At 26.9% G+C, this 25,487-nt stretch carries 25 protein-coding genes; all 25 read left to right on the top strand.

The features are described from left to right. Positions 1-39 precede the first annotated feature (39 nt). The 25 genes from flgM (at position 40) to QK892_RS02550 (ending at position 25,485) form a co-directional block, all read left to right on the top strand. Positions 40-312, top strand: coding sequence for a flagellar biosynthesis anti-sigma factor FlgM (gene flgM / locus QK892_RS02670; protein ID WP_317271978.1), 273 nt, complete (start codon positions 40-42; stop codon positions 310-312). 1 nt (position 313) lies between these two features. Next, positions 314-724, top strand: a complete 411-nt coding sequence (gene flgN, locus QK892_RS02665) for a flagellar export chaperone FlgN (protein WP_317271977.1) — start codon at positions 314-316, stop codon at positions 722-724. Positions 725-744: 20 nt separating this feature from the next. Continuing rightward, positions 745-2,580, top strand: a complete 1,836-nt coding sequence (gene flgK / locus QK892_RS02660; protein ID WP_317271976.1) for a flagellar hook-associated protein FlgK — start codon at positions 745-747, stop codon at positions 2,578-2,580. 11 nt (positions 2,581-2,591) lie between these two features. Beyond that, a complete protein-coding gene (gene flgL / locus QK892_RS02655; RefSeq protein ID WP_317271975.1) occupies positions 2,592-3,587 on the top strand; it encodes a flagellar hook-associated protein FlgL in 996 nt (331 codons plus the stop codon). Between the two features lie 12 nt (positions 3,588-3,599). Next, entirely contained in the window at positions 3,600-4,022 is a 423-nt protein-coding gene (gene fliW, locus QK892_RS02650) for a flagellar assembly protein FliW (protein ID WP_317271974.1), read from the top strand. A gap of 122 nt (positions 4,023-4,144) precedes the next feature. After that, a complete protein-coding gene (gene csrA, locus QK892_RS02645) occupies positions 4,145-4,372 on the top strand; it encodes a carbon storage regulator CsrA (RefSeq protein ID WP_317271973.1) in 228 nt (75 codons plus the stop codon). Positions 4,373-4,441: 69 nt separating this feature from the next. Next, positions 4,442-4,792, top strand: coding sequence for a flagellar protein FlaG (locus tag QK892_RS02640; protein ID WP_317271972.1), 351 nt, complete (start codon positions 4,442-4,444; stop codon positions 4,790-4,792). A 12-nt stretch (positions 4,793-4,804) separates the two neighbouring features. Next, positions 4,805-5,095, top strand: a complete 291-nt coding sequence (locus tag QK892_RS02635; RefSeq protein WP_317271971.1) for a hypothetical protein — start codon at positions 4,805-4,807, stop codon at positions 5,093-5,095. 13 nt (positions 5,096-5,108) lie between these two features. Continuing rightward, positions 5,109-5,492, top strand: coding sequence for a flagellar export chaperone FliS (gene fliS / locus QK892_RS02630; RefSeq protein ID WP_317271970.1), 384 nt, complete (start codon positions 5,109-5,111; stop codon positions 5,490-5,492). Positions 5,493-5,644: 152 nt separating this feature from the next. Then, entirely contained in the window at positions 5,645-7,723 is a 2,079-nt protein-coding gene (gene fliD, locus QK892_RS02625) for a flagellar filament capping protein FliD (protein ID WP_317271969.1), read from the top strand. A 6-nt stretch (positions 7,724-7,729) separates the two neighbouring features. Then, positions 7,730-8,056 (top strand): flagellar protein FliT, encoded by a 327-nt coding sequence (locus QK892_RS02620; RefSeq protein ID WP_317271968.1) that lies wholly within the window; start codon positions 7,730-7,732, stop codon positions 8,054-8,056. 165 nt (positions 8,057-8,221) lie between these two features. After that, positions 8,222-9,055, top strand: coding sequence for a flagellin N-terminal helical domain-containing protein (locus tag QK892_RS02615; RefSeq protein ID WP_317271967.1), 834 nt, complete (start codon positions 8,222-8,224; stop codon positions 9,053-9,055). A gap of 131 nt (positions 9,056-9,186) precedes the next feature. Then, positions 9,187-13,143, top strand: a complete 3,957-nt coding sequence (locus QK892_RS02610) for a glycosyltransferase (RefSeq protein WP_317271966.1) — start codon at positions 9,187-9,189, stop codon at positions 13,141-13,143. Next, positions 13,143-15,440, top strand: a complete 2,298-nt coding sequence (locus QK892_RS02605) for a glycosyltransferase (protein ID WP_317271965.1) — start codon at positions 13,143-13,145, stop codon at positions 15,438-15,440. Before QK892_RS02610 ends, QK892_RS02605 begins: the two co-directional genes overlap by 1 nt. A 259-nt stretch (positions 15,441-15,699) precedes the next feature. After that, entirely contained in the window at positions 15,700-16,833 is a 1,134-nt protein-coding gene (locus tag QK892_RS02600) for an ATP-grasp domain-containing protein (protein ID WP_317271964.1), read from the top strand. After that, positions 16,826-17,605, top strand: coding sequence for a methyltransferase domain-containing protein (locus QK892_RS02595; protein WP_317271963.1), 780 nt, complete (start codon positions 16,826-16,828; stop codon positions 17,603-17,605). The genes QK892_RS02600 and QK892_RS02595 overlap by 8 nt, the downstream gene beginning before the upstream one ends. Before the next feature lie 48 nt (positions 17,606-17,653). Then, positions 17,654-18,763, top strand: coding sequence for a DegT/DnrJ/EryC1/StrS family aminotransferase (locus QK892_RS02590; RefSeq protein WP_317271962.1), 1,110 nt, complete (start codon positions 17,654-17,656; stop codon positions 18,761-18,763). Between the two features lie 179 nt (positions 18,764-18,942). After that, positions 18,943-19,689 (top strand): class I SAM-dependent methyltransferase, encoded by a 747-nt coding sequence (locus QK892_RS02585; RefSeq protein ID WP_317271961.1) that lies wholly within the window; start codon positions 18,943-18,945, stop codon positions 19,687-19,689. A gap of 166 nt (positions 19,690-19,855) precedes the next feature. Then, positions 19,856-20,713 carry a flagellin N-terminal helical domain-containing protein gene (locus QK892_RS02580; RefSeq protein WP_317271960.1) on the top strand — a complete coding sequence of 286 codons (858 nt, stop codon included), beginning with the start codon at positions 19,856-19,858 and terminating at the stop codon, positions 20,711-20,713. Positions 20,714-21,038: 325 nt separating this feature from the next. Then, positions 21,039-21,434, top strand: coding sequence for a flagellar basal body rod protein FlgB (gene flgB / locus QK892_RS02575; RefSeq protein ID WP_317271959.1), 396 nt, complete (start codon positions 21,039-21,041; stop codon positions 21,432-21,434). Positions 21,435-21,436: 2 nt separating this feature from the next. Then, positions 21,437-21,841 (top strand): flagellar basal body rod protein FlgC, encoded by a 405-nt coding sequence (flgC, locus tag QK892_RS02570; RefSeq protein ID WP_317271958.1) that lies wholly within the window; start codon positions 21,437-21,439, stop codon positions 21,839-21,841. A 6-nt stretch (positions 21,842-21,847) separates the two neighbouring features. Beyond that, entirely contained in the window at positions 21,848-22,147 is a 300-nt protein-coding gene (fliE, locus tag QK892_RS02565) for a flagellar hook-basal body complex protein FliE (RefSeq protein ID WP_317271957.1), read from the top strand. Positions 22,148-22,168: 21 nt separating this feature from the next. Then, positions 22,169-23,728 carry a flagellar basal-body MS-ring/collar protein FliF gene (gene fliF, locus QK892_RS02560; RefSeq protein WP_317271956.1) on the top strand — a complete coding sequence of 520 codons (1,560 nt, stop codon included), beginning with the start codon at positions 22,169-22,171 and terminating at the stop codon, positions 23,726-23,728. A gap of 4 nt (positions 23,729-23,732) precedes the next feature. Further along, positions 23,733-24,749 (top strand): flagellar motor switch protein FliG, encoded by a 1,017-nt coding sequence (gene fliG / locus QK892_RS02555; protein WP_317271955.1) that lies wholly within the window; start codon positions 23,733-23,735, stop codon positions 24,747-24,749. After that, positions 24,733-25,485 carry a FliH/SctL family protein gene (locus tag QK892_RS02550; RefSeq protein WP_317271954.1) on the top strand — a complete coding sequence of 251 codons (753 nt, stop codon included), beginning with the start codon at positions 24,733-24,735 and terminating at the stop codon, positions 25,483-25,485. The genes fliG and QK892_RS02550 overlap by 17 nt, the downstream gene beginning before the upstream one ends. The last annotated feature ends 2 nt before the right edge of the window (positions 25,486-25,487 follow it).

Below are 25,487 nucleotides of genomic sequence, written 5' to 3'. Positions count from 1 at the left end.
AACGATAAATAATATATAAGAAAAGTGTTGGAGGGAATTATGAATATAAAAGGAGTCAACTACACAAATGGAATTAATTATTATAACAAAGTTACTTCTAATAAAACAAATAAAGTTGAAAAAGAAAAAACTTACGATAGAATAGAAATTTCAGAAGCATCCAAAGCTTTAAAGGAATATTCAATAAATAGTACTTATAATAATGAACAAAGAGTTATGGAAGTTAAAAATGAAATTTCAAATGGAACATATTCTTATGATGCTAGGCTAATAGCAAGAGGAATGTTAGATGCAATGAGAGGTAAGGAATAGCATGAGCGACAAGTTAAAGGATGTTCTTATATTTGAAGAAGAAAAATTGAAGGAACTTTTATCTTTACTTGATAAGCAACATAAACTTATTTTAAATAAAGATATTTTTGGGATGGAATCAGTAGCTGAAGAAATAAGAGTAAAAAACAAAGAGGTTGCTGAAGCGGAAGTAGATAGAAGAAGGTACTTGGGTAATACTTCAATAAGGGATTATATTACAAATTCAAATAATAATGATTTAGATAATATATATAGAAGGATTCAAAAATTATTAAATGAAATGATAATTCAAAAAGATACAAATGAATTATTAATAAAGCAGCAATTAAGCTTTACTAACAAACTATTAAACTTAATAAATCCAAAGAAAGATGTAACTACCTATAACTCTTATGGAAACATAAGAAGGTAAGTGGAACTGGAGGATACTATATGTCAGGATTATTTTCTACATTTAATATTGCAAAAAGAGGTATGAATGTACAACAAAAAAGTATAGATGTAACATCTCATAATATTGCTAACTCTAATACAGTTGGTTATTCAAGACAAAGAGCTAAAATAGAGACTACTAGACCTTTTGGTGGAACGTCTATGGGCTCATCAGTTCAAGCAGGACAACTTGGTACAGGTGCCCAAGTCCAAGCGATTGAAAGAGTAAGAGATAGTTTTTTAGATTATCAAGTTAGAGGTGAAAATGCAGTATTAGGTAAGTATGATATGAGAAGCAACTTTTTATATGAGGTTGAAAGTGTATTTAATGAACCTTCAGAAACAGGTCTATCAACACTTATGGGTAAGTTTTTTGATTCTTTTCAGGAACTTTCAAAACAACCTAATAGTTCAAATTCTAGAACTGTAGTTGCACAACAATCAGCTGCTTTAGCAGATGCATTAAATGCAACTTATACAAAGCTAGAGGGACTTCAAACAAATGCACAAGATATGCTTAAAAGTACAGTCACAGAAGTAAACAGTATATTAGAACAAGTAGATAGAGTTAATCAAGAAATAATAAGTGTTACTGTATCTGGGAATTCACCTAATGATTTAATGGATAAAAGAGATGTATTATTAGATCAGTTGAGTTATAAATTTGGAATTCAAGTAGATAAGAGAGAGTTTAATGGAATAGATGTTAAACCTACTGATTTAGGAAGTATGAAGGCTCCTCTATTAGTTAATGCTAGTCCTAATGGAGATGTATCTAGGTTTTCTTATGTAACAAATGTAGAGCTTGATGAAAGTGACTTATCAAGAAATACATATATAGTTACATATTATAAAAATGGTAATATGGATAGCGAATCTAATAAGCAGACATTAAAGATTACAGGCATAACAAAAGAACAAGCTAAAGAAATTAAAGATAATAGAATAATTTGGGCTGATAAAAATGGGCAAGCTGTTAAAGGTGATGGATATCCAATTAGAAATGGAGATGCTATAAGTTATTCACAACTTATGATGTTTAAACCTGAAACAGGAAGTGTGAGTGGAGTAGTTTCAGTTCAAAAAGATATAGCAGATTATATGGATCAATTGAATAAGTTAGCAAAATCTTTGGCTTTTTCAGTTAATGCCATTCATAGTGGAATAGAAAATCCACTAAATAATACTGGTGGACCGGATAAAGATTATTTACCTTTCTTTGTAAATAAGGATGTGGCTAAGTATAGAACAAATGGATTATTAGTGAATTTAGATGAAACTTTAAGTGGTGAAGAAGAGATAACAGCTAAAAATATTTCAATGAATAAAGAGATACTTGAAGATGTAATGAAGATAAAAACTAAGACTCATGATGATTTGTTTGCATATACACATGAAAATAACTTGGATGGAGATGGTGATGGATCAAGAGCATTGTCAATTGCTAAGCTAAGAGATTCATTAATAAGAATACAAGATATAAATGAAACAGTAGTATCTAGAGAAGACATGTTTAATAAGTTTAAGGGCGGAAGTACTTTATCGAATAACGGATTAACTTTAGAAAATAGTACTTCAGGTATGAAGATGGATTCATATTTTAAAGATACAATAGACAGACTTGGAGTGCAATCTCAAGAAGCACAAAGAATGGTAACAAATCAGGAAGATCTATTATACAGTATTGAAGAAAGTAGAGCTTCAGTTTCAGGGGTTTCCTTAGATGAAGAAATGGCAAATTTAGTGCAATTCCAACATGCATATAATGCTAATGCAAAGATAATATCAACTGTAGATGAGTTACTAGATGTTATTATTAATGGACTTAAGAGATAGGGGGAAGGTAAATGAGAATTACAAATCAAATGGCTAGTAAAAGCTTCTTAAGAGACCTTGGTAGAAATCAAAGTTATATGAAGAAAATTAATGATCAGCTTACTTCTGGAAAAGAGATAAGAAGACCTTCAGATGATCCTTTTAAGGTTGCAAGGAGTATGCAATTAAACAGAGATATAGGGGCTAATACTCAATACAATGAAAATATTAAAGATACAACCAATTGGCTAGAGACTACAGATACGGCATTAGAACAATTAGGAAACAGTCTTCAAAGATTTAGAGAACTTATGGTTTCAGCAGGAAATGCAGCATATGGTAGTGATGAAAAGAAAGCTATAAAAGACGAGATGAATGAAAAAGTAAATGAAATTTCACAAATTCTTAATTCTAGTTTTGATGGTAAGTATATATTTGGGGGAAGCAAGGTAAGCTCTAAGCCGGTAGGAAGTAGCAAGGATATAGAAACAGGGAATAATTATATAAATTTATCAGGAAAAGATGGAGAAGTACTAAAACTAGATAATTTAGATGAGAATGTACAAAATCAGATAAATATGATAAATCAGAAACTAAATGTAGAAGTTTCTCAAGGTGTTACTATGGAATATAGTGTATCAGCAACAGATATACTAATGTTTAAAGATAAGAATGGTGCAAGTGTAAATGCAATGGAGCTGTTAAAAGACATCACTGATAATGTAGACTCTTCAAATACTGATGAAAGTAGCAAAATAACGAATGAGTATTTAAAAACTATGGATGATACTATAACTAATCTTTTGAGAATAAGAGCGGAAGTAGGGGCAAAACAAAACAGAATGGAATCAGCAGAAAATCAGAATGATGAGCAAAATTTCAATTTAAAGGATATTCTATCACAAACAGAAGATATAGATTTTGCAGAAAAAATGATAGAAGCAACAGTAGCGCAAAGTGTATATTCGGCATCACTTCAAGTAAGTGCTAAAATTATTCAGCCTTCGCTATTAGACTTCCTAAGATAGGAGAATATAAATATGGAAATAATATCACCAATACACGGTAAAATTATATATGAAGAAAATGAAATTATTAACTTTAATAAGGGAATTCCAGGATTTCAAGATTTAAAGAAATTTGTAATAAAAGAAGTTGGAGAAGATAGTCCATTTAGTATTCTTCAATCACTAGAAGATAGAGAAATCGGCTTTGTATTAGTATCCCCTTTCCTAGTTTATGATGATTATGAAATAAATCTAAAGGATGAAATAATTAATAACTTAGGAATAAAATCATCAGAAGAGGTGTTACTGTATTCACTAGTTACATTAAACTCAACTGTAAAGGAAATAACAGCAAATTTAAAAGCACCATTAGTTATTAATATTAGAAATAAAAAAGGGCAACAATATATAATAGATAAGGATACATACAAAATAAAAGAAAAAATATTTAGTTAGTAAAACTTTGAAGTATAATTTATTATATAGAGTTGGTTTTAAAGAAAGAAACTCTGAAAGAGTTTCGACAAAAATTATGCATTACGCATTATTAATTATTAATTAAAAGAAGGGGTGTAACTTTGTTAGTTATAACAAGAAAAAAAGGAGAGTCAATTTTAATAGGCGATGATATAGAAATAACAGTATCAAAGGTGGAAGACGGAAGTGTTAAGCTAGCAATAAATGCTCCTAAAGAAATGACTATTCTAAGAAAAGAGCTTTTTGAAGAAGTTCAAAATGAAAATAAAGAAGCAACTAAAGTAAATATAGAATTATTAAAAATGTTAGAAAAAAATAAAGAGGAATGAAATAATGAAAAAATAAAAGAAATTCTTTCATTCTTTCATTTTTCCATTCTAAATAAGGTGGTGTTAAAAATGGATTTAAAGGTTATAAGTCAAGGAGGACAAGCTAACCTAAATACATCATTGGTAAATGACTTAAGGAAGGTTTCAGATAACAGGGACGTAGAAGAAACTGTAACCACTAAAGATAAAAAATATACTGAAGAAAAAATAGCTGAAGCAGTAGATAAATTAAACAAATTATTAAAGGATGAAAATGCTTATGCAGAATACTCTGTACATGAGAAATTTGGAGATATAATGATAAAAATTATCGACAGTAAGACCAAAGAGATTATTGTAGAATATCCTCCTAAGAAAATTCTTGATCTAATAGCTAGGATGTGTGAACTTTCTGGAATAGCTATAGATAAAAAGGCTTAATAGGAGGATGATATGAATTTCTTACTTAATAAAATAGATACGGACATTAGAAAAAAACTATTTGAACAAACTAAAGATGGTAAGATTCATAGAAAATCAGATACAAGAATAATTAAGGATAGTGAAAAGCAAAAGAAAAAATACTTTAATGAATATATAAAAGAGGAAAAAAGAAAAAAGTATAAAGGCAAAATTACTGTTAAAGCTACAAAAATTCAAAAACCAACTATCAGCCTTAAAGGTGAAAAGGAAGAAGATTTAAATTTAACAAGCTATGGAAACTTTTTAGATGTAAAAAAGTAGGAGGAAATAATTAATGTATGGGAATAATGCTTTAAATGTATATAAAAATAATAGCGTAAACTACGCATCAAAGGAACAATTACTATTAATGTTAGTAGATGGAGCAGTAAAATTTGCAAAGATAGCAAGAGAAGCTTTAACAGAAAAAGATATAAGAAAGAGTCATGAGAATTTGGTCAAAGTCCAAGATATCTTTACTGAATTAATGGTCAGCTTAGATCAAAATGCAGGAGATTGGGCAAGACAAATATATAAAGTTTATGATTTTATAAAAACAAGATTATTTGAAATAAACCTAAAAAAGGATGCTAATATGATGGACGAGCTTATGCCAGTTATAGAAAACGTAAGAGATACATGGCATGAAGCATACGAAATCTCTAAAAGAATGAAATAATTAGAAAATGAAAAAATGAAAGAATGATGGATATAATTCAGCTTGGCTGAATTAAAAGAAAATGTTCATTCTAAATTCATCTTTAAGATGAATTTTTACAATAATTCTTCATTCTACATTTTACATTCTTAATTTAAAACGGGGGTGTTTACATGAGAATTACAGGCTTAGCAAGTGGATTGGATATGGATGAAATAGTAAAGAATTCAATGAAGCCATATAGAATTAAGATAGATAAAAAAGGACAAGACAAGGAAATCATTGAAATAAAGCAAAAGCTTTATCGAGAAATTATAAAGGATTCAAGAGAATACTATAATAAGTATTTTGATGTCACGAAAAGTGATAGCTTATTATTAAGTAAAAATTGGTCTTCAGTAAAATTCGAATCTTCAAATAAAAATGTATTAACTGTAAGTGCTAGTAGTGATGCAATACCAGGAAATTATACTGTAACTGGAACTGTTGCAAAGGCGGCTACTCAAACTATAGATAATCTAGGGGATAGTATAATTATAAACGGAAAAACATTTAGAGTTGAAGGAGCTAATAATAAAGAAAAAGCTACTAATTTGAATAGGGCTTTAAGTGAAGCTGGCATTAAGGTTTCAGTTAGATATACTGAATTTGCGGGAGAAGGAAGTGCTAATGCTAGTGGTTTTATCTTTGAATCTAAGGTTTTAGGGAGTGACAGTGTATTTACAATTGGAGGCAGTGAATTTAAAATAATTAACCCTGTGAAGGGAGAAAATGCAATAGCAGCTACTATTACTGGATTTAAAATAGGTGATTTTAATATAAATTCTTTAAATACAATTAAGTTAACCGTAAATGGAGAAGAAAAAAGTATTAATATAGATTGGGATTCTATAAAGAATGATGATAATTCAGATATAGATAAAACAAAATTACAAGAAGTGCTAAACAGCAAATTGAAAGAGTATAACTTTTCAGCAACAATTACTGATACTAATATTGAATTTAAAAGTACAATACTAGGAAAAGATATAAAAGACCCCAAATTAATGGTAAATAATAAAGGCAGTAATAGTAATGAAGAAGATATAAAATTTAACCAAGGAAAAGATGCTACTTTTACTACGAATACTTTGGATTTAAATAGTACAGATATAAGTAGTAAAAAAATATCTGTCAATGGGAATATTATTGATTTGTCTAAAGCAACTCCTGGAAAAGAAAATGAATATGTAAATAAAGTATTAAAACAAAATAATATAAATATCACTGCTACTTTAAGTGGAGACAATTTAATATTAACTTCAAATATAGCAGGAGCAGATTACAATGTAGATTTAAGTATAGTATCAAATGATTCTGAAATCTCATCAAATGGAGCAGATTCAAATATTTTGATAAAAAATGAAAAAGGTGGAGTTTATAAACTTGAAGGGAATTCTAATACAGTAACTTTAGATGGAGTAACCTTTAAGTTGAATGGGGATATACCTATTGGCGAAACCGTTACTATAAATGGCAAGAAAGATGTTAGTGATATTAAAGATAATTTAGTTAAGTTTATTAATGATTATAATACTCTAATAGAAAAATTAAATAAATTAACTACAGAAAAAAGAAATAGAGAGTTTGATCCTTTGACAGCAGAGCAAAAGAAAGAAATGTCAGAAGATGAAATTAAGCTTTGGAATGAAAAAGTAGAAAAGGGACAATTAAGTAGAGATACTGATTTATCAAGAATATCAAATAGCTTAAAGCAAGCTATGAGAACATTAGTAGATGGAACAGGATTGAATTTAGAGAAAATTGGTATAAGCCCAGTTGCAGATTATGCAGGTACAAAAAATGGTACATTTACTATAGATGAAGAGAAACTAACTAAAGCATTAGAAGAGAATTCTCAAGGAGTTATGGATATGTTCATTAAATCAAAACCTAATGATAATAGTATGTCAGACTCTACTAAATATTCTAAAACTGGTATAATGCAGAGGATTAAAGACACTTTATATAATGAAACAGTAACGGTAGCTTCTTCTTTACTTAAGAAAGCTGGTATTGATGGTTCTTCAACAGCTTACAATAATGAATTAACTAAATCTATAGAAAAGTATGAACAGAAGATGAAAGATATGGAGACTGATTTTTCAAGAAGAGAACAAGCGTTATATTCTAAATATGCTAATTTAGAAACTATAATGAATAAATATAATTCTCAGCAAAGTTACTTAACACAACAATTAGGATTAGGTTAATATAATATGATAGACATTATTTTAGAAGAATATAAAAATATAACAGAAAAATTAATTAAATATATAAATAATGATGAAGAAATAATAAAGCTTATGGAAAAAAGACAAGAGTTAATTCAAAATCTTTTTAGTTATGAAAAAAATAGAGAAGAAATAAGAAAACTATACCTAGCTAAAGATTTATTAAGGTTAGATGAAGAATTAAAGTTTTCTATTGAAGAAGAAAGAAATAAGATAAAAGAAGAAATAAAAAATTTACATAAGGTAAAAAATGCAAATAATGCATACGAAAAAAATAGAAAAATAAATAATTTTTTTAATACAAAAATTTAAAAAACTTTATAAAAAGTGTAAAGTATATAAAAATTAAACGATAAATATAATATAAGCTTAAGCACTTAAATCTCTATATAGAGAATTTCTCCACCAAAATGGTAGGAGTTCTAAATAAAAATATAATGACAAGGATGTCAATTAAAATCAAGGAGGAATTTTATTATGATAATTAATCACAATATGAATGCATTAAATGCACACAGAAATATGGGTGTTAACAACACTGCAGCTGGGAAGTCAATGGAAAAGTTATCATCAGGCTTAAGAATAAATAGAGCTGGGGATGATGCAGCAGGACTTTCTATTTCTGAAAAAATGAGAGGACAAATAAGAGGATTAGATCAAGCTTCAAGAAACTCTCAAGATGGTATATCAATGATTCAAACTGCTGAAGGAGCATTACAAGAGACTCAAGCAATCCTTCAAAGAATGAGAGAATTAGCTGTACAAGCATCAAATGATACTAATGTTACAGCAGATAGAACTGCTATTGGAGTAGAATTAACTGAATTAGGTAAGGAAATAACTAGAATTAAAGACAATACTCAATTCAATGAACAAAATATTTTAGATGGTTCTGCTAAGACTGTTAATATTCAAGTTGGAGCTAATAATACACAAAACATGGAATTAGATTTTGCAACAGCTGGAATTGATTTAACAAATATAGAAAATGAAGTTGGAAGTTTAGAAGCTGCTGATATTGAAACTTATGCTAAAGCTACAGCATTAATTGAAACAATTAATGAGCAAGTTACATCAGTATCAACTGGAAGATCAACTTTAGGTGCTTACCAAAATAGATTAGAACATACAATTAAAAACCTTGATAATGCTTCAGAAAACTTAACTGCTGCGGAATCAAGAGTTAGAGATGTTGATATGGCTAAAGAAATGATGAACTTCTCAAAGAATAATATTTTACAACAAGCTGCTCAAGCAATGCTTGCTCAAGCTAATCAACAACCTCAAGGAGTTCTTCAATTATTAAGATAATTATTGAACTTTCTATTATTAAAAAAGTCAGATTTATTCTGGCTTTTTTGTTTTATAAAGTATTTGTTATAAATAACGATAAATAAATATATAAAGAAAAGCAAGATAATATATTTTAAAGGAGAAGTTCCGTGATAAGTTTATGCATGATTGTAAAAAATGAAGGTAAGAATTTAGAAAAAGCTCTTGATAGCATAGCAAAGTATATAGAAGACATAGTTATAGTAGATACAGGCTCAATAGATAATACTAAAGAAATAGCTAAAAAATACACGAATAAAGTTTATGATTTCAAATGGGGTAATGATTTTTCAAAAGCTAGGAATTTTTCTATTTCGAAAGCAACTAATGATTGGGTTTTAATTTTAGATGCTGATGAAGTTATATGCAAATTTGATAAAGAAAAAATAGAGAGTTTTATTAAAAATAATAATAAAACTGTTGGTAGAATTAAGAGAATTAATCCTTTTGAAGATGGAAAAGAAATAAAAAAATATATTGAAAGAGTAAATAGGTTATTTAATAAAAAGTACTTTTATTATGAAGGTACTATTCATGAACAAGTAGTATGTAAAGATAAGAACCAATACAAAATGAGACCTATAGAAATTGAGGCTTATCATATTGGATACTTAAATGAAGTTATGAATAAAACAAATAAATTGGAGAGAAATGTAAAGCTATTAATTGAGGCTATCAAAAATAGTCCAGATGATCCATATTTATATTATCAAATAGGAAAATCTTATTATACAAAAAAAGATTATAAAAAAGCATATGATAATTTTAAAAAGTCCATAGAAATATGTACTGATTTTAAATATGAATATACTGAAGATTTAGTTGAAAGTTATGGATATGCATTACTAAAATGTGGGAATTATAAAGAAGCAATGGAATTAATTAATTATAAAAATTATTATGGAAATTTACCAGATTTTAATTTTGTAATGGGATTAATATATATGAATAATGGAGAATTCCAAAAAGCAATAGAGAGTTTTGAAAAATGTATAGGAGAAAAAGAAGGGAAATTTGAGGGGATAAATTCATATCAGCCTAATTATAACATAGGAGTTATTTATGAAATTTTAGGTTTAAAAGAAATAGCTATTGAGTATTATCAAATATGTGGAGAATATATACCAGCAAAGAAAAGGATAGAAATAATGCTAGAAGAGAATAAGTATAATATTGAAGAAATAAAAAGTTCTATTTCAAGATGTATTCAAAGTCAAGATTTAGAAGGTGCGAAGAAATTAATAAAAGATTATTTTGAAATTACAGATAAAGACATAGAAGTATATTCAATGAAAGCTGTAGTTGAAATAATGGAAAATAGGTTAGAAGATGCAGAAATAACATTGAAAAATTCTTTAAAATTTGATGGTAAAAATTTTGATATATTATATAATTTAGGTTATTTATTTGAACTTAAAGAGGAATATAAATTCTCTGTAGATTTTTATACAAAAGCAATGATTTTAAGTGAAAGTACAGAGATGAAAAGTCAGCTTAAAGATTACATAAAAAATATTAAAATAAACAATTTTAAAACTAGTATTATAATACTAACATATAACAATTTGGATTATAACAAGATTTGTATTGAGAGTATAAAAAAATATACTAATAGTGACTATGAAATTATAGTAGTAGATAACAATTCTACAGATGGAACAGTAGAGTGGTTGGAATCACAAAAAGATATCAAGGTTATTTATAATAAAGAAAATCTTGGATTTCCCAAAGGATGTAATCAAGGCATAAGAATAGTAACTGGAGAAGAAATACTATTATTAAATAATGATACTATTGTCACCCCCAATTGGCTTGAAAACTTAAAAGAATGTTTATATAGTTCAGAAGAAATTGCAGCTGTAGGACCTGTTACAAATTCATGCCCTAATTATCAAACAGTTCCAATTGATTATACAAGTGTAGAGGAAATGATAATATTTGCAGAAGAGTATAATAAAAGTGAGCCTAAAAAATGGGAAGAAAAGTTACGCTTAATTGGATACTGTATGTTAACTAAAAAAGATGTTATAGATAAGATTGGTTTATTAGATGAGGAGTTTACCCCAGGAAATTTTGAAGATGATGATTATTCTTTTAGAATAAGGAACGCTGGGTATAAATTAATGCTATGTAAAAATAGTTTTATTCATCATTTTGGTAGTTTATCATTTGGAGAAGTTTCTACTAAGTATAGTGAGCTACTTAGAAGAAATAGAAGGAAATTCATAAATAAGTGGGGGATAGACCCATATGATATTATACATATTGAAAAAGAAATTTCAGATATTATTATTGAAAAGTCAAAATTAGATAACTTAGAACCTAATATACTTCACATAGGGTGTTTAGGTGGAGCTACATTATTGAAAATAAAAAATGAAATTCCTAAAGCTAGTCTTTATGGAATAGAAAAATCTAAAAAGGTAGCAATAGGTATAGAAAGTTATGCTAATGTATCATTTGGAGATTTTCAGGAGATTAAAGGTTATAATAAAAATTATTTTGATAATATTATTATAACTTTTAATAGTGACATGGATAGTGAGCTTAATAAAATAATATTAATGACCATTAAATATATTAAGAGCGAGGGATATATATATATTTCAATACCATATAGATATTATAATATAGATAATTTAATAAATAATCTTGATGGTATTATAGAAAAATTAAATCTAAAATATAAAATAATGAAAAATGATGACAAAATAATTTTAGTGTTAAATAATAAAGATATAAATATTAATTCAGAAAATCCTTTAGTTAGTATATTAATTCCAGCTTTTAATAGACCAAAATATTTAGAATTAGCTTTAAAAAGTGTGATAAATCAAACCTATGATAATATTGAAATAATAATTTGTGATGATAGTACTACAGATGATGTATACAAGATGATGCAAAAGTATATAACAAAATATGATAATATAAGATATTACAGAAATGAAGTTAATTTAGGACAGTTCGAGAATGATATTAAATTATTTAAATTAGCTAATGGAGAATATGTTAATTATTTAATGGATGATGATTTATTTGAAAAAACTAAAATAGAAAAAATGATGAGATATTATTTAAAAGATAAAAATAAAGAAATAAAACTAATTACATCATACAGAAAACTAATTGATGAAGAGGGTTTATTATTAGATGATAATGTAATTAATAGTTCTTTATTTAATGAAGATACAATAATAGATGGAATTACTCTTGGAAATTATATAATTAAGCTAAATCATAATATCATTGGAGAACCTACAACGGTACTTTTTAGAAAAGCTGATTTAACAGAAGCTTTTGGTAGCTTTGATAATAGAAAATATGGGTGTAATGTAGATATTGCATCATGGTTGCATCTTTTATCTAAAGGTAAAGCTATATATATTTCTGAACCTTTAAGTTATTTTAGAATTCATAGTGGACAACAACTTCAGTCAAAAAAGATGAGGTTTTTAGGAAGCATAGATTATGGATATGAAATACTTTCAGGATATAAACATGGATATTTAAAAGACAGAAATAGTTTAAATAAAGCAATAAAATATTTTTATAAGTATATATATAATATTTTAAAAGAAGCTAGAGAAGAGAAGGTTTATTATGAGTACTATAACGAGATTATATATTTAATTGATGAATTATATAAGCTATTTAATATGAATAACAAGAAAAATAATTGCAAAAACTTAAAGTTTTTACTAAGGCGAATTGAAGTTTTCAATGATATAGATTATTCCATGAAGAAAATAGAAAGGTGCATACTAAATAGTGAAATAGAGGATATAGATATAATTTTCAATATTATCAAGCATATATTCGAGACGGAAGATATAACGCAAATTGTTGCAGCGTGGTTATTACAGAATAATGAATATGATATGGCAATTGAATTATTTAGTTTTGCATTAGATATTGACCCTTATAATGTTAACAATATATATAATTACTTACAAGCTTTAGTAAAAGCAAATAAGAAGGAAGAGGCTGTAAATTTTTTGAATGATTCGAGTTATGATAAAGAGATAATTAAAGTATTAAAAAAAGAAATAATGGATGGTGAATAATGAATAATAAAAAGATATGTTTTATAACATGTGTGATGGATTTGGAAACTTATAGTGAAAATCTATTATATATTAATAATCTAATAGTGCCGGAAGGATATCAAATAGAGACTATTAATATTAGAGAAGTAGATTCTATTGCAAAAGCATATAATGAAGCAATGAAATTATCAGATGCTAGGTATAAAGTATATTTACAGGAAAATATTTTTATAATTAATAATACATTTATAAAAGATATAATAGAAGTTTTTGAGAGTAATGAAAAAATAGGCTTAATAGGTATGATTGGGACGAAAATCTTATCTAAAGACTTTGATTTATATAAATCTAATGATATATATGGAAAAATATACACAAATAAAAGTGGAATAATGGACTTAGAAGAATTTCAAAGAGTGGAAAATGCTTATGAAGAAGTGCAGTTAATTGATGGAATATTAATGGCTACTCAATATGATGTTACATGGAGAGAGGATATTTTTGATGGATTTGAATATTATGATCTATCTCAGAGTGTTGAGTTTCTAAAAAAACAATATAAGGTTGTTGTTTTAAATCAAAGTAAACCTTGGTGTATAGAGGATATAGAAAAAAAATCCTATTTAAAAAAAGAGATATATAAAGAAAGATTTATTGAAGAATATATAAATTTTTTATATCCATTAGTAAGTATTTTAATACCTACATATAATCAAACAGTATATTTAAAGGAAGCTTTAGAGAGTGCAATTAATCAAACATATCCAAATATTGAAATTATAATAGGAGATGACAGCACAACTGATGAAGTAAGAAATTTCCTAGAACCATATTTACATGAACATAATAATATTAGTTATTTTAAGAATGAAAGAGATTATATGGATTATGGATATAAAAACGTAAATGAATTGTTAAATAGAAGTAAAGGTGAATATATAAATTATTTAAATCATGATGATATTTTTCATCCTCAGAAAATTGAAAGAATGATGAGATTTTTCCTTGAAAATCCAAATTTAACTCTAGTTACATCATTAAGACAACCTATTGATGAAATGGGTAATGAGTTAAGATTAAATGGAGCTTTTAGGCAACTATTCAAACATAATAGACTTATTAGTGGACGTGAAATTAGTAAGTATGCAATCACTAATACTATTAATTGTATAGGGGAACCTACAACTGCACTATTTAAAAAGAAATATATCAGCAAGAATAGATACGGATATTTAAACAATGAAAGAATAAAGGGAGTATCGGATTTAGCTAATTGGATTAATATTCTACAATATGGAGACTTGGTTTATATACCAGATACATTAAGTTATTTTAGGTTTAATAGTAATCAGAATTCTAACAATATAAGTGTAATGATGATGTCAATAATAGGCTGGTTTAAACTAATAAAAAATAGCTATGAAATAGGTATTATTAATTATAAGGAATACAAATTAGCACTAAACAAATGCTGCACTATAGCTATAGGAGTAATGAATACATATATATATAGCGATAATAAAGTTGATAATAATATTAATGAAGAAATAATGACTGTATATAAAAATGCAATAGATATTATGTTATCTGAAGCTACAAATAAAGAGTGTAAATGTCCTGTCTGTAATAATGAAATTGAAAGATTTTTACCTTATCAATATAAAAAGCATGAACTAGATGAAATAAGTAAATACAATACTATTGGAAGTGATGTAGAGAACTTTTTATGTCCAGAGTGTTATTGCCATGATAGGGAAAGACATCTTATTAAATATTTTGATAAGTTAAAAATATGGGACAAGTATATAAGAGGCAAAAGAGTACTTCATATTGCTCCTGAAGATAATATATATAAAATTATACATAATTTGGACACAAAAGAATATGTTTGTGGAGATTTGTATCCTAAAAATAATAGTATTATTAATATAGATATTACAAATATGCAGTTTGAAAATAATTATTTTGACTTTATTATTTGCAATCATGTTTTAGAACATATTCATGATGACTTAATAGCAATGAAGGAGTTAAAAAGGGTTTTAAGGAATGGTGGATATGTGGTTTTACAAACACCATATTCAAATGAGATACATAAGTCCTTTGAAGATGAAAAAATAAATACTCCGGAAATGAGGAAAAAATATTATGGGCAATCTAATCATGTAAGGATATATGGAACAGATTTATTTGAAAGATTAGAAAACGCAGGATTTTCTTTAGAGATTATTAAAAATGATGATTTATTTACAAGAGAAGAATGTAAGAAGTATGGATTTAATTATAGAGAAGATTTAATTTTGGTTAGGAAGTAGTATTGAGATAAAGTGCAATAGGATTAAATAAGTTAGTTAAAGAATTAATATAATATATAAAATATACCATCTAAATATATAAAGGCTATAATTTAAAATAAAGCTGAAATAATAGCATAAATGTATGGATAAATTAACCTAGCAATAGCTTTGAAATTGTACAGGATGTATTAGATTGTACAAATATATTTATATAATAAGTATAAATATATAAAACGAAAAACTTATAGTTAAAAATGATAGGAGGATAAGTGCTAATATGATTGATACTGATAGAAAATGTATTATTGTTTTTTCAGGATTTAATCAAAGAGCTGTAATAGCCTTTCTAAGAACTTTAGAACTCAATAATATAAATTATGCAATTATTGCAAAATCGAGAAATGATGATATTTTTGCTACTGAATATAAAAACAAAGTAGTTGCAATACGTGAATCAGAAACTATTGTAGAAAATGATATACTTATATCAATTGAAAAAGTCAAGGAGTATTGCAAGGCGAAAGAATATCTTATTGCACCAACAACGGAAGCTTTAAATAGATTTTTAATAGATAAAAGAAGGGTGTTTGAAGAGCTTGGCTGTATAATTCCATTAGTAAAAAAAAATCTATATGAATTAATATCTGATAAATTAAGTTTTAGTCAATTATGTGAAAAAAACGAAATTATAGTACCTAAGAATTATGAATTTTCATTGGATATGAAATTACCGATAGTTGCTAAGCCTAAAAAATATTTTTCAATATCCAATAAAGAAATATTATCACCTATTATTTTAAAAGATTTAGAGGAACTTCAAGAGTTTTATAAAAAATATGAAATTAATGATTTCTATTATCAAGAGTTTATAAAGGGAATAAGTTATTATTTACTTTATTATTTCCATAGAAATGGAGATGTTTATAAATTTTCACAACAAAACTTAGTTCAACAACCACAAGGAAAATCTATGATAGCTGCAATTACAACTGATTTTCACAATTCACAAGAAAGTAATAAATATGAAAAATTATTTCGATCTATAGGATTTAATGGGTTAGTGATGGTGGAAGTAATAGAAAAGGATAATTTACATTATATGATAGAAGCAAATCCAAGATTTTGGGGTCCATCTCAACTTTTTGTTGATGCAGAAGCAAATCTTTTTGAAGTCTTTTTACATGACTATGGTTTTATAGAGTGGGCACCTGATTTCAATTATTCTAATTATTCAGCAAAGTATTTTTGGTTTGGTGGTATATTCCTATCTTTGAAAAATAAATTGAATTTAAATTTTTATAATACGTCAAAAAATGAGTTTTTAAATTTATTACCAGATTGGCTAGAGAGTGATGTATATAAAAGAGATGATACATTAGAAATTTTTAAAAAGGAGCTATTAAATGAATAACAATATTTTAAAACTTAAGAATATGTATTTAGAAAAAAGTAAACATTCAAATTATCAGATTATTCCTAAAAGATTAAGGGGAGAATTGGGAAATTTACATGCTAAAGTTAAAGAAACTTATGAAGAAGAACGTTTAAATTATATTTTAAGTAAAATTGACTTAAAATATAAAACTATTTTAGATATTGGTGGTAATATTGGTTTCTTTACTTTTGAAATGATTGATAATGGAGTAAAAACTGTCCATTACTTTGAAGGAAACAAAAATCATTCAGAATTTGTTAAATTAGCAACTAAAGTTGCAGAATTAGAAGACAAAATAAAAGTAACAAATAAATATTATTTATTTGATAACATACATAATATTAATGAAGAGAAATATGATATTACCTTGCTATTAAATGTAGTACATCATATTGGAGAAGATTATGGAGATAATAATATTTCAATAAATAATGCAAAGAAAAATATTTTGCAACAAATTAATAATCTTAGTTTAATAACAGAAACATTAATATTTCAACTTGGATTTAACTGGAAGGGGAATGTGGGGATGAATTTATTTTGTAATGGTACTAAAAAAGAAATGATTAATTATATAGTAGAAGGAACCAAAGATTATTGGGAAGTTATTCATATTGGAATACCTGAATTTATAGAAGAAAAAATTAAGTACTGTGATTTAAATAATAAGAATATTGAGCGTAATAATGAATTAGGAGAATTTTTAAATAGGCCAATATTTATAATGAAGTCAAGTAAATGCTTATAAATAAAAAATTTCATTATAAATAGTAAAAGTAAATGAAAGGCAAATATTATGGGGAAAAAAATTGAAGTAACACGCGCGGCAATGCCAGATTTTGAAGAATATGTAGAAGAAATTAAGCAATTATGGGAAAGCCATTGGATTACTAATATGGGGATTAAACATAAAAAATTAGAAAATGATTTATTAAACTACTTAAATGCTTATAACTTAACTCTTTTTACCAATGGACATTCTGCATTGGAATGTGCTATAGAAGCTTTAAAAATTACAGGGGAAGTTATAACTACTCCATATACTTTTGCATCTACAACACATGCTATAGTAAGGAAAGGACTAGAGCCTATATTTTGTGATATAAATGAAGATGACTATACAATTGATGGGAATAAGATAGAGGAACTTATAACAGATAAAACATCTGCAATTTTACCTGTTCATGTATATGGAAATGTTTGTGATGTTAAAAAAATTGAAAATATAGCAAAGAAATATAATCTAAAAGTAATTTATGATGCAGCTCATGCTTTTGGAGTTTCAATAAATGGAGAAGGGATTGCAAATTTTGGTGATATATCAATGTTTAGCTTCCATGCAACAAAAGTTTTTAATACTATTGAAGGGGGAGCATTAACATATAGAGATGAAGGAATAAGAAAGTATCTTAATGAGCTTAAAAATTTTGGAATAACAGGACCAGAATCTGTAGAATATGTTGGGGGAAATGCTAAAATGAATGAATTTCAAGCGGCTATGGGTATTTGTAATCTTCGACATATAGATAATGATATTATAAAAAGAAAGTTATTGACAGAACGATATATAGAAAATCTTGATAATATAAAAGGAATTAAATTATTAAAATCAAAAGATGGAATTAAAAGTAATTATGCATATTTTCCGATAGTATTTGATGGATATAAATTAAATAGAAATGAAGTACATCAATATTTACAAAAACACGGAATTGGGACAAGAAAATATTTCTATCCTTTAACAAATAACTTTGAATGTTATAAAAATAGATTTAATGTAGATAAAACACCAGTTGCAAAATATATATCAGATAGGGTTTTATGTTTGCCACTTTATTCTGATTTGGAATTAGAAGAGGTAGATAGAATCTGCAATATTATTTTGAATAGATACTTTGAAATATAAGATATTTTATAAGAATTTATAGTATATAAAAATTGATACGACTGTTTCAAGTTTATAGTAATAAAAAATATTTAATTTGTAGATTTGAATTTTTAAAAATTAAAATCTAGAAAAATAATAGCATAAATACATAAAGTTTTATTAATATTATATATTATTTTAAATTAGGAGAATGGATAATGAGTTTTTATGAATTAGAAATAGAGTTCTTAAATAGAGTTGCAGATAAATATAAAACAGAGAAACAGCATATTTCTAAATTTGCTATTGAGAGTTATATTGATATATTTAAAAGTTATTTATTAAATAATAAAAAAGCTCTTGAGTTAGGATGTTCAAGTGGGTATTCAACAAAATTAATATATAATTTAATTAAAGATTTAACCGTTGTAGACGGAAGTTATAAAATGATAGAGAAAGCTAAGAAAACTTTGGGGAATAAAGAAATTGTTTTTAGATGTGAGCTTTTTGAAAATATGGACGAAAATATAAAATATGATTACGTTTTTGCAAATTATATTTTTGAACCTATTAAAGAGCCAGAAGTATTAATTAATAAAATATATAATATCCTAAAAAATGATGGATTATGTTTTATAACTGTGCCAAATGCAAAAGCATTATCAAGACAGATGGCGAAAGAAATGGGTTTAATAAATGATATTTACAGTTTAACAGAGAATGATATAAATCACGGTCATAGAAGAGTTTATGATATGGAACTGTTAATTAATTCCTTTAAAAGCAGTAGATTTGAAGCTGTAGATAAAGGAGGAGTATTTATAAAACAATTTGCTGATTTTCAATTAGAGAAAATGATAGAGCAACAGATTATAGGTGATGAGCAGTTAATAGCTATGAGAAAGATAGCTAAAATATATCCTGAAATTTCAGGATCAATATATATTATTTTAAAAAAGATTTAAGTTTTGGTAATATAGCATCATATATTAATAAGACAGATATTGAAGTGTTGATATATTATTAATAGAAAATATCATTTTTAATATAAGCTTAAATGTAAAGAAAATATTAAACAATCGATAATAAGAATATATTAAATAAATTAATTTAGCTTTAGGAGAGAATATTATGAGATTAAATCAAAATATGCAATCTTTAAATGTATATAGAAACTACAAAAAGAACTTAGGTACTCAATCGGTTGCCTTAGATAGAATTACTACTGGTTCAAAAATTAATTCTGCAAAAGATAATCCTAATAAGCTGGGGGTTAGTGAAGGTCTTAGATTACAAATTAGAAGTCTTCAAATGGCGGAAAGAAATATTCAAGATGGTGTTTCTATGATGCAAACAGTGGATGGAGCTTTATCAGGTATTAGTGAATCTTTAAATAGAATTAAAGAATTAACTGTACAAGCAGGTGGCGTAAATAATGATGATGACTTAAAAGTTATTCAAGGTGAAATTAATCAGTTAAAACAACATATTGATTATACAGTTAATAACTCAGAGTTTAATGGTGTAAAATTATTGAATTCAGAAAAAGTTACTAACAATGATTATCCGAAGTATTTAAATCATGTAGTAGGAGCTAATGTAAAAGAAGAAATAAATATACCTGTAGTTAATGTTACAACGGATATGCTTATTGATTCAGAAGGTAATTCATTGAAAAGTATAGATGTAACTAAACCAAATGAATTAGATAGAAATTTAGAAATTGTTGATTCAGCAATAGAAACTATAAATTCTGTTAGAAGCAGATATGGAGCAATTCAAAATAGGATGGATACTTCAGCTCAAAATTTAAGTGGAAGTTCTTTAAATTTAGAAAATGCGGAAAGTAGAATAAGAGATTCGGATTTAGCTTTAGAGATGGCAGAGTATGCAAGAACATCGATATTAAATGAAACATCAATGGCTTTAATGCAACAAACTAACAAATTTCCACAGGAAATTTTAAGAATATTAGAAAATATAAAATAATTTATCGACAGGGAAGCTTTAAAAGCTTCTTTTTTTTATGTATTTTTTTAATATAATATAAAATGATTTAATATTTATAGAAAAATTATGTAGCAAAATATATAATTGGATAAAAATGTTAAGAATGTTAAAGAATTTGCGAGAATTGTTGAATTAGGATAAATATTTACAGAAAAATTATTATAGAAAAATAATTTATATTAAATTATAATATAAACATAAGATATTTTTATTATATGTGTATAGGATTATTATCCTTTTTTTAGTGCTTTTAAAAATATGCATGTAAAATAAGGTTATAAATTGTTGGTTAGGGGAGAATGGTATGAATGTTAATAATGATAGTGCAATGCAACTAATTAAATATGGATTAGATGCTTCAGCATTACGAGGAAAAGTAATAGCTAATAATATGGCAAATATTAATACTGAAAATTTTAAAAAATCTTATGTGTCTTTTGAAGAAAACTTAGCTAAAGCGACTAATGAATTTTCTTTAAAAAGAACAAAAAATGTGCATTTAAATGGAGAATTAAATGATTCCTTAATATCAATTAAGGAAGATAATAGTACAAGCATGAGGACAGATGGTAATAATGTAGATATGGATTTGGAAAAGGTTAATCAAGCGTCAAACACATTGATGTATAATGCACTAATAACTCAAGCAAATTCAAAACTAAGTATGACTAAAAATGTTATATCGGGAGGCAATGCTTAATTATGGGATTATTTAATACGATGAGAATAAGTGCTAGTGGTTTGTCTGCTGAAAGGCTTAGGATGGATACAATAACATCAAACATAACAAATGCAACTACTACTAGAGGGGAAGATGGTAAGCCTTATGTAAGAAAAATTGCTGTTTTCCAAGAAAATTTGGACAAGGAAAAAGGATTAAATGGAGTAAAAGCTGTTGGGGTAGTAAATGATAAGTCAGAGTTAAAGAAAGTTTATGATCCAACTCACCCAGATGCAGATGATAATGGATATGTGGATATGCCAAATGTAAATTTATTAAATGAAATGGCAGATATGATTTCAGCATCTAGGTCTTATGAAGCTAATATTGATACATTGAATGCAACAAAAAGTATGTTTACAAAAACATTAGAATTGGGGAGGTAGATCATAATGATAATTAACAATTTTGTTCCTTCTGAAAAGATTTTTGAAAATAGTAATATATCTAATATTAGTAATAGTAAGACTTCAAATACATTTCAAAACGTTTTAAGGGAAAGCTTGGATAAATTAAATGAAAAGCAAGTAGCAGCAGATAGTATAACTAGTGATTTTATAGCTGGGAAAGATGTAGAAGTTCATGAAATGGTTCTTGGAATGGAAGAAGCAAAGATGTCACTTCAGCTAGCTATTCAAGTTAGAAATAAAGTTGTGGAGGCGGTTCAAGAACTATCAAGAATGCAATTGTAATATGAAGGAGTGCTATTATTAATGGATAAACTTAAAGAGAACCTTAGTAAGTTATGGGTGAGGTTTAAGACCTTTAATAAGGGGATAAGAATAGCGATAATTGCAGCTATAATTACATTTATTATTGCGGTTGGATCATTATTTTTTTATAACTCAGCTACTAAGTATAAAGTTTTATTTTCAAGCTTAGAGGCAACAGATGCACAAGTTGTTATTACTAAGTTAAATGAAAAGAAAGTTGATATGAAAATAGAAGGAGATACGATACTAGTACCTAAAGATCAAGTTGATCAGTTAAGATTAGAATTAGCTCCAGAACTTACTGATGGAAGTAGTGGATATGAACTTATGGATTCGGGAAGCTCTTTTGGAATGACTGATGAAGAATTTAAACTTAAAAAATTAAGAATGCAGCAAGGGGAATTAGAAAAGACTATTAAGTTTTTTCCTCAAGTAGAAACTGCAAGAGTACATATAACTCCATCCAAGGATTCAGTTTTTGTAGAAGACAAGGAACCAGGAAAGGCAGCTGTTTATTTAAAATTAGTTGCAGGAAATGAACTAAATAAAGAACAAGTTAAGTCAATCGTAGCTCTTGTTTCTAGAAGTACAGAAAATGTACCAGAAGAAAATATTGAAGTAGTAGATGATAAAATGAATCTATTAACAGAAGGATTGTTTGAGGAAAATAGTTCTGTAGTGAGCTCTGATGCTATAGAGCAACAGCTTTCATTAAAGAAAAAATATGAAGAAGAGTTGCAAAAATCAATTGTGGCATTATTAGAGCCTGTTGTGGGAAGGGATAAGGTCGAAAGCTCAGTAAATGTTGATTTGGATTTTGATTCAAAGCAAAAAACTGAAACTATAGTAGATCCTAATAAGGTAATAGTAAGTCAACAAGTAACTAAAGAAACAAATGGAAGCAATGATGGTGAAAATAGCGGGAGTCCTGTTGATAATAATATGGGGAACACAATAGATGATGAGACAAGTAATAATACATCTTATAGGGAAGAAGTAAATACAAATTATGAAGTTGGCAAGACTGAAACTACTACAATAAGCGCACCAGGTGAAGTAAAAAGATTAACAGCTTCAGTATTTGTAGATGGTAATATTGATGGAAATGTTCAAGCTGCTATAGAAAAATCAGTTGCCAATGCTATTGGAATTAACACAGAAAGAGGAGATAGTATTTCTGTTGTTGGAATGACTTTTGATCCAATAACAAAGGAAGAAGCTCAAAATGAATTTGATGCAATTAATGAAGATTTAGCTAAAGAAAGTAGAAATAAGATTATTTTATATTCTGTATTGGGACTAATAGGAATTATTTTAGTTATAGTAATTTTAATAATAATTAGAAGAAAGAATAAAAATGAAGAAGAAGCTAAAAATTTATTAGATGTAGTAATTGATGATAGAACAGCTAAAGAAGAAGCTGTAGAAATGCCTAGTATTAATTTTGAAAGTATTAATCCTAAGGCACATATTGAAAATGAAATAAAAAAATATGCTAGTGACAAACCAGATCAAGTAGTAGATATAATTAAATCTTGGTTGGTTGAAAATGAGAGGTGATAATATGGCAAGAGATTTAGGAAAGTTAAGTGGAGTGAAAAAAGCTGCTATATTATTTATAACTCTAGGTCCTGAGGCGTCCTCTGGAATTTTGAAAAAACTACCAGAATCTGAGATTCAAAAAATTACTTATGAAATAGCAAATATTTCAACGGTATCACCAGAGCAAAGAGAAGCAATTTTAGATGAATTTTTGGAAATTAATAAAGCTAGAGATTATATTATTGAAGGTGGTATTGATTATGCTAGAACCTTATTATCAAAAGCTTTAGGAACTCAAAGAGCAAATGAAATATTAAGTAAGGTTACTGAAGCAACTCAGCAGTATAGGCCTTTTTCTATTGCACGAAAAGCAGATGCACATCAATTATTAAATGTTATAAGTTATGAGCATCCACAAACAATTGCATTAATTCTTTGTTATCTACAGGCTGATAAAGCAGCACAAGTTCTTGCAGAACTTCCAGAAGATACTCAAAGTGAAGTGGCATATAGAATAGCAACTATGAGCAATACTTCTCCTATGGTAATTAAAGAAATAGAAAAGGTGCTTGAAAGTAAACTAAGTTCAGTTGTTAGAAGTGAAATGACTTCATTGGGTGGTGTTGAAGCATTAGTCGATATTTTAAATCAAGTAGATAGAACTACTGAGAAAAATATTACAGAAAGCTTAGAAAGAGAAGATGCAGAACTTGCAGATATTGTTAAGAGTTCAATGTTTGTATTTGAAGATGTTATCACTCTTGATGATGTATCTATTCAAAGAATTCTTAGAGAAGTTGATGGTAAAGAGCTTGCTCTTGCACTTAAAGGAAGTTCTGATGAAGTTGCTACAGCAATTTATAGAAATCAATCTAAGAGAGCAGCTGCATCACTAAAGGAAGATATAGAATTCTTAGGACCTGTAAGGCTTATGGATGTTGAAAAAGCTCAACAAAAAATTGTTGCTATCATTAGAAGGTTAGATGATGCTCAAGAAATTATAATTTCAAGAGGTGGAGAAGATGCAATCATCATGTAATTTAATTAAAAATTCTTCAGCTTTAAAATCTTCTAAAAAAATTATAGAAACAAATTATAGGACTAATAGTGAAGTAGAAGAAATAGAAGATGAACAGTGTCGAATTGAATATGAGATTAAGAAAAATTATGAAACTTTAGGAGCTAATATAATAAAAAAGGCTAAGTTAGAAGCAGAAGAGATTATGATTAAATCTAGGAAAATGGCATCTGAAGTAGAAAAAATAGCCTATGAAGAAGGATATAAGCAGGGAAAATCAAATGGCTTTGAAGATGGATATAATGAAGGTCTTGAAAAAGTAAGGCGAGATACTGAACAAGAGATAAGAATAAATATAGAAAAATCCGAAGAGATTTTGAAAAAAGCAAATGAAGAATACAAGGAATATTTGCTTACTAAAGAAAAAGAAATTATTAAGCTTGCATTTAATATGGCAAGTATAATTGCTAAAAGAGAATTAGAAGCTTCTGAAGGTATAATTACATTAATAGAAAATATTCTAGAAGAGGCTAAAGGAGAAGAAAATATAATTATTAGATGCAATAATGTGCATGTAAAAGATATAAATGAAAAAATAAATTATTATAAAAAAGCTTATGCAATAAAGGGAGAGATCTTTATATTAGAAGATACTTTAATGGAACCTGGAAATGCAGTGATTGATAAGGGGACAGGTAAAGCCTTTGTTGGCTTAGATGTAGCCTTAGAAAAACTTGAAAATGAATTATTTAAGTAATA

Source organism: Clostridium lamae (assembly GCF_033043255.1).
In the GTDB taxonomy this organism is placed as follows: domain Bacteria; phylum Bacillota; class Clostridia; order Clostridiales; family Clostridiaceae; genus Clostridium; species Clostridium lamae.
Note: the sequence above shows the minus strand (reverse complement) of the source record. Positions and strands in the feature narration are given on the sequence as shown.